Below are 11,077 nucleotides of genomic sequence, written 5' to 3'. Positions count from 1 at the left end.
GGTGGGGCGCGGGGCGGCGCGGTGGGGCGCGGGGCGGGGCGGGGCTGGGCTGGGCTGGGCGGCGCGGTGGGGCGCGGGGCGGCGCGGTGGGGCGCGGGGCGGGGCGGGGCTGGGCTGGGCGGGTTGGGTGGTTGGGTTGGGGGTGGTGGGGTGTCGCTGGTTGGGGTGGTTGTGGCCTGCCGCGGGGGTGGTTCCGGGGATGCCGGGTGCGGCGTGCTGGGAGGATTTTCCAGACATTAGAAATGGGGAGCCAGTTAGTGCGGAATGGAACATTACGCACTAACCGATCTTGATTCGGTCCGGGTGTCCGGGCCTTTTTCCGGTGGCGGAAGACGGGGTGGCTGGGTGATGGCTGGTGAGGGTGGCCGCCGACGTGAACGGGAGACGGGAGATCGGCGTTCGCAGCGGGTGGGCGTGGCGTTCACACCGGCCGAGCTGGCGGTCGTGCGTACGGCCGCGGACCGTGAGGGGATGTCGGCGGCGGGGTGGGTGGGGCGGCAGGTGATGGCGGTCGCGCAGCATGTCCTGGTGCCGGTCTCCGCGGACCGGGCCGATGTCCTGCGTGAGCTCGTGACGGCGCGGGCCGGCCTGCGGGAGATCGCGGTCCGTCTCGACGCGCTCAACGCCGACGCCACGGCCCCGGCGGGGTGGGAGGGGCTTCTGGCCGAGGTCCGTGCGGCGGTGGTGCGGGTGGATGCGGCGACGGTGGCGGTGATGCGGGAACGCCGGGCCCGCACGTGATGCCGAAGAAGCCGGACTCGGGCGAGGACACCGCCGAGTTGCTGGAGTACCTGTTCGGTCCGGGCCGCCGCGACGAGCACGTCGACCCCCACCTCGTCGCGGCCTGGGACCCTGATCTGCCGTGCCCGGCCCGCCATCCGGGCCGTATCGGGCTGGGGGAGCTGGCCGACCTCCTGGACGCCCCGGTGGAGGCGCTGCGCGGCGCCCGCCCGGCGAAGCACGTGTGGCACGTCTCGGTCCGTACCCACGCCGACGACCGGGTGCTGAGCGACGGAGAATGGAGCCAGGTCGCGGCGGCGATGGTGGACGCCGCGGGCATCGCCGCGTACGGAGATGAGCAGGCGTGCCGGTGGGTCGCGGTCCGCCACGCACCCGACCACATCCACCTCGTGGCGACCCTGGCCCGCGTCGACGGCCGCCAGCCCCGCCTGCGCGGGGACATCCCCGCCATGCACGCCGCCGCCCGCGCCTTCGAGGCCCGCTGGGGGCTGACGCCGATGTCGCCGCAGGACCGCACCGCCGTGCGCCGCCCCTCGACGGGGGAGATGGTGAAGGCCGCCCGGCGCGGCCTGCTGGAGACCGCCCGCGAGAGCCTGCAGCGCTCGGTCCGTACCGCGGCCGCGCTCGCCGCGGACGACACCGATTTCCTGGACCGGCTGCGCGACGCCGGTCTTCGCGTGCGCGAGCGCCGAGACGACGACGGCACCCTGGTCGGGTACGCGGTCGCGCTGCCCGGGGACCGCGCCGAGCACGGGTCGAGGCCGGTGTGGTTCCCCGGGAGGTCCCTCGCCTACGACCTGTCCCTGCCCCGCGTACGGGAGCGCTACGAGCCGCCGGTCGGCCCGGTGGACTGGACGGCGGCGGAGCGTCTGGTGCGTGAGGCGGCGGCCGCGCTGTCCCGCTCCGGACGGGCGCAGGGCGCGGGGGATGTGGCCGCGCTCGGCGACCTGCTGGTGGCCGCCGCCGCGCATGCCCCCGTACAGGTGCGGGAGCGGCTGACGGCGGCGGCTGCGGCGTTCGAGCAGGCCGGCCGGGCGCCGGGTGACCGGCGCCTGGAGGGCCGGGCGCGGGCGGGATGGCGGGCGTCGGCTCGGGCGTTGGAACGGGCGCCGCGTGCCGCCCGCGGCGGGGGAGCGGCCGTGGTCCTCGTGCTGCTGGTGGCGCTCGTTCAGGCGGTGGAGGCGTCCCGGCTGTGGCACGAGGCGCAGGCGTACCGCGCGCAGGCGAAGGCCGCCGCCGAGGCTGGACGGCTGCTGCGCGAGGCGGCGGCCGCGGCCGGCGCACCACCCGCCCGTACGGGCCCGGCGCGCACCGCGGGCACGTCGTCGGCCGCGGGCCGTGGCCCGGCCGGGCGCGGGGCCGTTACCGGTGTGCCACCCCGTGCGCCCGGCCCGCCGAAGCCGGGCACGGGCAAGCCCCGCTGACCCGCCCCGCTGACCCGCCCCGAGGAGACAAGCGTGTCCACGCCCCCACCCGTGCCCGCGGCCGATCCGTTCGCCGAAGCCCTGGCGGAAGCCGCCCAGACCGCGACGGCGGCCTTCCGGCTGATGCTCACGGTCTCCGACGCCGTACGACGCGCCGCCCAGAAGACGCGCAAGAGCGAGGAGGAGACCCTCACCGAGCCCGAGGAGAAACTCGCCCCGGGCTGGGCGGCCGACGCGCTGCGCCCGCTGCTCGGCCCCGGGGTGCTGGAGGGGCTGACGGCGGGCCCGGACTGGCCCGCCATGGCCGGCCAGCTGGTGCTGCTGCAGAAAGCCGGCGTCGACCTGAGCACGTTCCTGCCCCAGGTCGGCCAGGTCACCCAGAGCGTCTACCGGGCGGTGGAGGCCAACCGGGCCCGTATCAGCGCGGCGGGCACCGACCGGTGGGCGGACCTCCTCAAGGCGACGATGCCCGAAGGCATGGTCCGCGACGCGATCCTGGCCTCCCCGGCCTGGCCCGGCATGGCCGCGCAGATGGCCCTCCTCGACCACAACGGTGTCGACGTCGCCGGCGTCCTCGCGGCCGCGCACGCTCAGGGCGTCGGCGTCGACCAGGCCGTCGCCGCGCTCCTGGCCCAGCCCGCCGCCGCGGCCTCCTCCGCCCCCGCGGCCGCCGCCCCGGCCCCGGCGGCCGTTCCCACCGCCCGGCCCGCGCCCGCCACCGACCCCTACGCCCCGCCCGCCGCCCCTGCTGCTTCTGGCCCGGTGCCGGAGGCGGTGGTGGTGAGCGCGGACGCCCGCGCGATGTGGGGGCCGCTGACCGAGGGGCTGGACGTCCCGAACGACCTGGACCTGTCCGACCGGCCCGCCGCCCTCCACCAGCTCGGCGTAGAGGCGGCGGCGAACAGCCGGCTGGTGACCATCGCGAAGGACTACATCGGCTCCGACCAGCAGGCCGGCCTCCTGGTCAGCACCAGGGCCTGGCCCCTGCTCGCCGCCCGCATGGCGGGCATCGCCCGCGGCCCGGAAGGCGAACAAGGGCTCCGCGAGCGCCTGAAAGCCGGCCTGACGGACACCACCGCCTGGCAGCAGGGCCCGCCCTCCGAGCTCGCGGGCCGCGTGGTCGGCCAGGTCCTGCGCGCGCTGACCACCCCGCCCGGAACGCCCGTTCCCGACGGCCCCCGCGTCTCCGCCACCGCCGCCCGTTCCCGCTCCACCACCACACCCGCCGCCGCGGCCCCCGGCCAGCCGGCCCCCGCCGAAGCCGCCGCCCCCGCCCACCGGCAGCCCACCACACCGGCCAAGGGCGCCGGGCGTACGCGGTGACGGCAGCCGGGCGTTGACCGCGTCCGGGCGCGTACGGGCCGGCGGGCGCCCGTACGCGGGGCCCGGATCCGCACGGCGGGGGCCATGTTCACGAGAACGGACAGCAGCGGGAGGCGCGGCACGGCATGCTGCGGAGCGTGACCACTACACCGGACCGCCTGGACCTGCCCGCGCGTCGTCGCCGCCACGCACGGCTGATCGCCGCCCTGACCACGGTGGTCGCAGACTGCGCCGAGGCGGCCGGCGCGGTCTACCGGCCCATCGCCGCCGCCCCGCCCGGCGACGGCGAGGTCGTGGTGGACGTCCTGCCGTGTGCCCGGATCAGCCTCACCGCCGCCACCCTGCTGGACCGGGCCCGCGCCGAGGACAACGCCCGGTGGCCCGCGGTCGCGGCGTGGGAGCGGGCGCAGTCCCGGCGCACGTACGGGGCGCGGTGTGCCCTGGCGCAGGCCGACGAGGTCCTGGAGCAGGGCGACCCGCCCGGTGCGGACGGAGTGGAGCTGCCGACGGTGGAGCAGGCGGCCGCGATGGAGCTGGTGAGCGCCGGCGGCGAGGTCACCGCCCGCTGGCAGCACGATCCCCGGGAGGCGGTCGCCCTGGTGCACGAGCTGGTGGCCGGCGGCGAGCTCGCCGTGGAAGAGATCCTCGACGAGGCGGTCAACACCGAGGTGCTGACGGGTCTGCTGGCACTCCAGGAGGCGGGCACCGCCCCGGATCCGGGCATGGCGGCCGAGCTCTGCCTGAGCGCCGTCCCGCACTTCACCCTCGCGGTCGCCCTGGCCTCCGCCGACATCGACTGACCGACCGAACCGGGCGCCGGAGGCACCGGCCAGCGCGCCCGCCCCCCCCGGGTTCAGGGGCTCAGAGGCAGTTCGGCGTCCGGCAGGGTGGTTGCGCCGCTGAGGTCTTCGCACACCCGGTAGTTCAGGGCGATGGCGGCCGCGTCGATGCGCTCCCACTGCTCGTGGGTGAGGTCGGGCAGGAGCGGACGCAGATGGTGCAGGGCGAACGCGATGATGCCGGGCGCCGCGCCGGCAAGGGCGTTGGTGAGGGCGGCGCTGTGCGCGTGGGAGTGCAGGCCGCGGCCGCCGGAGAGCGCGTAGGCCAACCTGTACATGTAGTCGGCGTGCTCGTGGATGGTGTTGTGCGCTGCGCCGCGCAGGCCGGTGAGCCAGTCGTGGGTGAAGAGCAGCTGCTGCATGGCGGCGGCGGGCACGGTGGTCCCGGCCGCGGGGGTGATGTCCATGCATGCCTCAACTCCCGCGTACGCCATGCGGTTGTGGAGGATCCCCTCCCCGGGCGGGTGGAAGCCCCGCCTGTGACGCGCGGTGTCCGCCCACCGGCGGCTCACCGCCCCCGGACGGGTCGCTTGAGCTCGATGCCGAACTCCGTCTCCGCCGCTTCCACCCGGGCCCGCGCTTTTCGTACCCCGGGGTCGGACAGCAGCAGAGAGGCGGCCTTCTCCGCTTCCGCGAAGGCGCTGGCGCGGGCGTGCTGCCGTACGGCCGCCCGGACGCGCTGCTCTTCCGTACGATCACCGGTCACGATTCTGTTCCTCCCCAGGCTGGTCCGTGGCCGCCCAGTCGACGCCGAGCGCGGCGAGCGCGGCCAGCTGCCCGCTGCTGAGGCGGTCGCGGCGCTGCTTCTGGTTGCCGATCCAGATCCCGGTGCGGTGGACGGTGCCGTCGTCCAGGGTCTGTACGGCGCTGCGGCTGGGCATGCGGCCCTCGGTCTCCAGGTACCGGGCCAGGGCCTGTACGCCCGTCTCGAAGGCCGCCGCGGCCCGCCACGGGTGCCGGGGTGGGCTTGGGGGCCGCCGTGGAGGGCTGTGCGGCGGCGGTGACGCCGAGCCGGGCCAGGCGGGGGCGGGCCGCCTGTGTGGGGTTGGTGGTGGGGTGGTCAGGGCTGGAGGGTGAGGGTGCAGCGGGTGACGGTGCCGGTGTTGGCGCCGACGATGGTGCAGGTGTTGATGCCGGGCCCACCGTCGATGGCACCGGCGTTGCCGGCCACTGGGGGAGCGGTCGTTCCGGTTCCTTGAGCGGCGACGATTGTATCGGCACCGGTACCGCCCCGGAACGTACCGCCCTTGCCATTGCCGCTGCCAGCGGGGCCGGGCGCTACTCCCTCTTCGTTGGTGTCGCCGGCGTCGCCAGCGCCTCCGGGTCCGCCGGTGAGGCGGGTGAGGGCGGCGGTGCTGCCGGTGAACACTTTGCCGGTATTGCCGTCGCCACCTGCTCCTGCCGCTCTTCCCGCCTCACCAGCGCTGCCGGCTGCGCCTGGTCCTCCGGTGAGGGTAGCGGTGGTTGTGGCCGTGATGGTGCCGGTGTTTCCAGTGCCGCCGTAGCCACCCCTGTTGCCTGGAAAGCCGGTTCCACCGACGGCTGTGACCTGGGGTGCGCTGACGGTGCCGCTGTTGCCTGCGCCGCCCGATCCGCCGTCACCGCCAGGGGAGATACCGCCGCTTCCGCCGGTCAGGGTAGCGGTTGCCGTGGCGTTGATGGTGCCGCTGTTGCCTGCCCCGCCGGACGAAGAGGCACTCGACCCGCCGTAGGCGTAGGCAGCGAATGCGTCAATGTGCCCCGTGTTGCCGACTCCGGCCTCGCGCAGGTAGCCGTCGTTTTCGAGGCTGTTGCCACCGCGGGCTGAGGCATTAACCCTGGCCGTGAGCGTGCCGGTGTTCCCGGCACCACCGTCGCCTGGGCCGTCGCCGCCGGTGGCGCTGGCGCTCTCGGCGACCACGGTGCCTGCATTGCCCACGCCACCGTTACCAGTCTCGCTGCCCGTCTCGACGGTACCGCCGGTCGCGCTCACTGTTGCAAGTGGAGCGGTGATCTTGCCGGTGCGATTTCCGACCCCAGCGTCGCCTTCGGCGCCCTTAGTTGCGCCTCCCCCACCACCACCGGCGGCACCGCCGGCCACGCCGTTGCCGCCGGTGATACGAATGTCACTGATGCCTGTGGAAGCGATCGTGTCGCCCCCGGTGGTGCTGGACGACCCGTCGCCGCCTTTTCCGCTGTCGCCCCCGCTACCGCCTGCACCAGTAGGGCCGCCGCACTGGCTGTCTCCGCATGTCGGGGTGCCGCCCCTGCCTCCCCTGCCACCGGCGCCGGCGGTGCCCCCGTTGAGGGTGATGTTGCCGGCGGCGGATGTGATCTGGCCGGTGTTGGCAGTGCCGCCGCTGCCCCCGGTGGCGCCTCTGCCGCCGTCTCCATTGGTGCCTGCGTAGGATCTGCCGCCGTTGCCTCCCGCGCCGCCGGTACCGCCGTTTCCGCCGCGTAGGGTGATGGTGTTTCTTCCGCCGCCGGCGTCGATGGTTCCGGCGTTGGCGACGGCGCCGGGACTGCCTGGGGTCCCGTTGCCGCCGGGCTTGGCAGTGCCGCGCCCGATGGCGTTGGAGCCTGCCGCCCCGCTGGTGCCGGGGGTTCCGTTGGCGGCGGTGATGGTGATGGTGTCGTTGCCGGGGCCGCCTTGGATGGTGCCCGCGTTGGTGCCGGTGCTGCCGTTGATGCTGCGGATGGTGACGCTGGTGGTGGCGCCGTCGACGGTGATGGTGTGGCCGGCGTCGAGGCGGGGACACAGGACGGTGGGGACGTCGCCGGGGAAGGTGATGGTGCAGTAACCGGGTGCTGAGGCGCTGGCGGCGTGGGCGGGGGTGGCCCACAGGAGGGAGGCGGCGGTGAGCACGACCGTGGCGGCGGCCAGGCGGCGTTGTCGGACTGTGCCGGGCGGGCGGGTTTGGGGGCCGGCAGGGTCGGGTGAGGGGCGCAGGTGCAAGGAGTCTCCTAGGCTCGCGGGGCCCGTGTGCCGGGACGTCATCCCCGACCTTGCCGTTTCTGACATCTAGGGCATATGCCCGTGGCTTGATGGTTGTTCTTTTCCACCGGGACGGCGTACTCCGCAAGGCGCTTCGACGAAGGCGTCGAGCCACTCCAGGTCGGTGGGTGGGACGGCGTCGATCATGGTGTGGGGCATGGTCCCCATCCTGCCGGTGGAGCGTCTTGGGGCGGTACGGATCCGGGCCGGCGTCTCCTGGTGATCTGCGAGGGCTGTTTCGCGGCGGGGTCCCCGGATCCGGTGACCGGTCTGTCCCGGCCGGCGCAGACGCGCCGCTCGGAGGGGGTCGAGTGGTGGGGCATGGTGGGCCGGGGTGAGGTGATGGATCCGGCGCCCTGCGTGGTATGCGGGCAGGTGGTCGTTCGGCGCGCGGAGCGGCTCTTGGGGCACGTGCTGTGTTCGGCGGCGTGCCGCACTTCCCGTACGCGCATCCGTGACGGGGGTCGGGGTTTGGGTCTGCCGTGCGCGGGGTGCGGGACCCCGGTGACCGCGGGGCGCGCTGATGCCCGGCACTGCTCAGCTGCTTGCCGGCAGCGGGCGTACCGGCGCCGGAGCACGCACAATCCGTACGCCTAGCTGTATCGCGGGCCGGGCCCCGGTGGACGGAGCCGGCTTGGACCCGGGGCCCGGTCCGCCGCCCGCAAGGGGCGTGGCCCGGAGGTTCTGCTGGGTGTCAGGACGCCCACTGCACGCCGAGTTCGGCGAGTTCGGTGAGTTGGTCGGGGTGGAGGCGGTCGCGCCGCTGGCGCTGGTTGGAGAGCCACACCCCGGTGCGGTGCTCGCTCCCGTCGGGGAGCCGTTCGACGTGGGAGCGCCCTGGCACCCCGCCGCCTTCCCGGGCGAGGTACTGCGCGAGGGCGGCAACGCCGGTCTGGAACGCGGCCGCGCCCCGCCCGGACGTGGTGGTCGTGCTGGTCTTCGTGGGCCCCGTACGGGCCCGTACGGCCCGCGCGGGCTTCACCCCCAGCCCGGCGAGCCGGGCCTGTTGCTCGGCGGTGAGCCGGCCGAACTGCTGCCGCTGGGTGGCGAGCCAGCGGCCGACGTCCTCGCCGTGCAGGGTCACCCCGGGTGTGATTGCGGGGAGGAGCGCGCCGTCGGCCAGGAGCTGGCGGAGGTAGGCGTAGTGCCGCTGCCAGTCCACCGTCCACCCCAGCGCTCCGGGGTTCCAGTCCGGGTCGATCGCGGCCAGCTCGGCCGCCCGCCGCTCCGCGCGTACCGGGTCCTGGCCGAGGCCACCGGGGCGGCGGATGTTGGTGAGCCACTGTCCCAGGGGACGGTCCAGGGCTGTGGCGTGCCGGGGCGCGGCGAGGGTGGAGTGCAGGCCGAAGTAGACGCGGGCGGCGGCCAGGTTCTCCGCGAAGCCCGCGTCCGCGGTGTCCCACACGATCCCCAGCTCTTCCAGGTCGGCGGCGCGCTGGCCGGACATGCTCCCGGCCCGGAAGCTCCGCCGCTGATCGGACAGCCACCGCCCCAGGGGGTAAGCACCCTCGGTGTGGTCGTAGGGGACCTCCAGCCCGCCGGTCCGCTGCCGGTAGCGCCAGGCGGCCTCGTACCCGCGCCGCCAGTCCGCGCGCTCGGTGTCGAAGACCTGGTAGCGGATCCACGTCGCGATCAGCGCGGGGTCGCGGGGCGCGGCGAACCGCAGCAGCATCCGCGCCTCCTCCTCACCCTCCTCGGGCGCCGGACCGATCCACCACGGCGACGGCCGAACGTCCGCCTTCTGCTCCTCCTGAGGAATCGCGAGCATTTCCACGGCACGTTCATCGTGCGCACGAATCCCGTTCAGGACCTTGATCAGCGGGCCATACGAATTCGAAGAAACAATGTCCTCCGGATCCTCATCCTCCCTCAGGAATACGGGAACAATCAGCGTGGCCAGCTTCCCTTCCCCCGGCTTCTGTCGGAGCGCCCGGCCGATGGCCTGCACGATATCGACAGCGGACCCCTTCGGGTCGATCAGAGCGACGGAATCCACCTTTCTGATATCGACGCCCTCACCAAGAACCCGGCAATTCGAAAGGACAGCGCGACCGGCCCGCCGCCCGAAGTCAGCCAGCACGCCGGCCCGGTGCTCGGGCTCGTGCTCCCCGCGCAGCCACCCCGTCCAGACCGAGGCGGGGTGCCGCGTGGGGTCGACGGCATGCAGCCGGCTGGCCACCCGCCCCAACCCCGTCGCGAACGCCTCCGCCTCCACTGTGCGGTGGTGGAACGTGATCGTCGTCTGCAAGTCGTGCGCTGACATGGTCTCCAGCAGCGCCGTCTGCATCGCGGCCAGCCGCTCCCCCCGCAGCCGCTCCTCGTGGCGTTCCTCGCTGTAAAGGCGCTCCGGAGTTACTACGGGGTCGGTCAGCTCCGCCACTACGACCTGGTAGCGAGCAAGGAGACCCCGCGCGATGGCATTTGCGAGGGAGAGCTCGAACACGACCGGCCCGAAGATCGTTGGATCATCCATCGAACAGGCCATTTCCTTGGGGAGCCGGTCCCACCGCCGCCCGGGGACGTAGGTCCGCCCCGCGGCCTCCGCCTCCTTGCACCGCTCCTCCTCGGCAAGCCGGCGGGCCCGCTCCTGTGTCTGCTCCTCCTCCTTGGACAGGGGCGAGCGCTCCATCCAGATACGGGGGGTCGCGGTCATGTACAGGCGGCGGTGGGCCGGGATGACGCCCTGGCGGTGCACGTCCGCCCACGCCTTCCCGGCCGACCCGCTTGTGCGGTGGGCTTCGTCCACGATCATCAGGTCGAACGGGTCCATGGTCATGCCGTAGGCGTTCTCGTGGGCGGCGGCGAGCACGGGCAGGGAGGCGTAGGTGGCGTAGACGGTGACGGGGCCCTGGCCGTGCCAGAGCATGAGCTGGGGCGCCGATGTGGTCGTGCGGACGCGGCCGGCCCACAGCGCGGGGCTGTTGTCCAGGGAGCAGACCGCCACCGCGGGCCCGGTGTGCCCGGCCGTCCGCCACTCCCGCACCGTCTGCGTCAGCAGGTCCAACGTCGGCAGCAGCACCAGCACCCGCCCGCCGCGCGCGAGCCGGAGGGCGGCCGCGGCCGCCATGAACGTCTTCCCGGTCCCGCACGCAGCCACCACCGTGGCACGAAGCCCCCCCTTCGGGATCCGCCCGCCGGGCGGAATATCGAGACCCCGGACAATGGCCTCCACCGCCTCCTCCTGATGAGGTCGGAGCGTAATTTCACCGGTCTCAAGCACGCGTTTTCTCCATCGGAAAGAGGAGGCCCCACCCCTCCGAGGCCCGGGGGAGTGGCTGGTTTCTCGGGATGGTGCACAGCATCCGAATTCTCGGAGGGCACATCCGGGATTTGCGGGGGCCTGTTCGGCGGGTTCCGGTAGTGGGGTGGTTCTCGGGATCCTACACAGTTCCATCCGGGGTGGATGTAGGGTGTACTCTACCGGTGCGGCCCCTCCGGCGGGGCCGGATCCGTGAGGCTCGCCCCGATCGGGGGACACTCCCAGCCGTCGGCCGGCTGACGCCCGCACCCTCCCTGCTGTTGCTGGCGGGGCCCGCTCGCGGGCCCTACGGTCTGGAGGCGTAGCCGGAAGGCCGGGGGTGGGAGCGCAGCGGACACCCCAACGGGCCGTAGGCCCGTGGATGCCCCCGCATGCGGGGGCATCTGGTGCCGCGTCAGCGGCACAGCCCCGCCGCCTGCGGCGGGGCTTCCCTGGACGGGCCGCTCGCGGCCCGTCGATTCCCGCGCCGGCGCGGGAATCTGACCGGGCGGGCGCCCCGTGGCGGCGCCCCGGGCGG

The 11,077-nt window shown here is 74.2% G+C and carries 9 protein-coding genes; 4 read left to right on the top strand and 5 right to left on the bottom strand.

Annotation, left to right across the window (positions count from 1 at the left end):
- The first annotated feature begins 414 nt into the window (after positions 1–414).
- The 4 genes from ABZ873_RS32650 to ABZ873_RS32635 all read left to right on the top strand — a co-directional run bounded on the left by ABZ873_RS32650 (position 415) and on the right by ABZ873_RS32635 (position 4,288).
- Positions 415–741 (top strand): hypothetical protein, encoded by a 327-nt coding sequence (locus ABZ873_RS32650; protein ID WP_360879988.1) that lies wholly within the window; start codon positions 415–417, stop codon positions 739–741.
- Entirely contained in the window at positions 741–2,165 is a 1,425-nt protein-coding gene (locus ABZ873_RS32645; protein ID WP_360879985.1) for a mobilization protein, read from the top strand. Before ABZ873_RS32650 ends, ABZ873_RS32645 begins: the two co-directional genes overlap by 1 nt.
- Before the next feature lie 33 nt (positions 2,166–2,198).
- Positions 2,199–3,488 (top strand): hypothetical protein, encoded by a 1,290-nt coding sequence (locus ABZ873_RS32640; RefSeq protein ID WP_360879982.1) that lies wholly within the window; start codon positions 2,199–2,201, stop codon positions 3,486–3,488.
- Positions 3,489–3,625: 137 nt separating this feature from the next.
- Positions 3,626–4,288, top strand: a complete 663-nt coding sequence (locus ABZ873_RS32635) for a hypothetical protein (protein WP_360879979.1) — start codon at positions 3,626–3,628, stop codon at positions 4,286–4,288.
- A 53-nt stretch (positions 4,289–4,341) separates the two neighbouring features.
- On the opposite strand, the gene ABZ873_RS32630 is transcribed toward ABZ873_RS32635, so the two are convergent.
- The 5 genes from ABZ873_RS32630 to ABZ873_RS32610 form a co-directional block, all read right to left on the bottom strand.
- A complete protein-coding gene (locus tag ABZ873_RS32630; RefSeq protein ID WP_360879976.1) occupies positions 4,342–4,734 on the bottom strand; it encodes a hypothetical protein in 393 nt (130 codons plus the stop codon).
- 101 nt (positions 4,735–4,835) lie between these two features.
- On the bottom strand, positions 4,836–5,033 hold the full coding sequence (locus ABZ873_RS32625; protein ID WP_360879973.1) for a hypothetical protein: 198 nt from the start codon (positions 5,031–5,033) through the stop codon (positions 4,836–4,838).
- On the bottom strand, positions 5,023–5,208 hold the full coding sequence (locus ABZ873_RS32620) for a hypothetical protein (protein WP_360879970.1): 186 nt from the start codon (positions 5,206–5,208) through the stop codon (positions 5,023–5,025). The genes ABZ873_RS32625 and ABZ873_RS32620 overlap by 11 nt, the downstream gene beginning before the upstream one ends.
- Positions 5,209–5,387: 179 nt before the next feature.
- Positions 5,388–7,262, bottom strand: coding sequence for a hypothetical protein (locus tag ABZ873_RS32615; RefSeq protein WP_360879967.1), 1,875 nt, complete (start codon positions 7,260–7,262; stop codon positions 5,388–5,390).
- Between the two features lie 733 nt (positions 7,263–7,995).
- Complete coding sequence (locus ABZ873_RS32610) at positions 7,996–10,521, bottom strand: Helicase associated domain protein (RefSeq protein ID WP_360879964.1); 2,526 nt, start codon at positions 10,519–10,521, stop codon at positions 7,996–7,998.
- Between the last annotated feature and the right edge of the window lie 556 nt (positions 10,522–11,077).

The sequence above is a fragment of the Streptomyces sp. NPDC047014 genome (assembly GCF_040644195.1).
Lineage (GTDB): Bacteria > Actinomycetota > Actinomycetes > Streptomycetales > Streptomycetaceae > Streptomyces.
The sequence above is the reverse complement of the archived record's forward strand: the minus strand, read 5'-3'. Positions and strand labels throughout refer to the sequence as shown.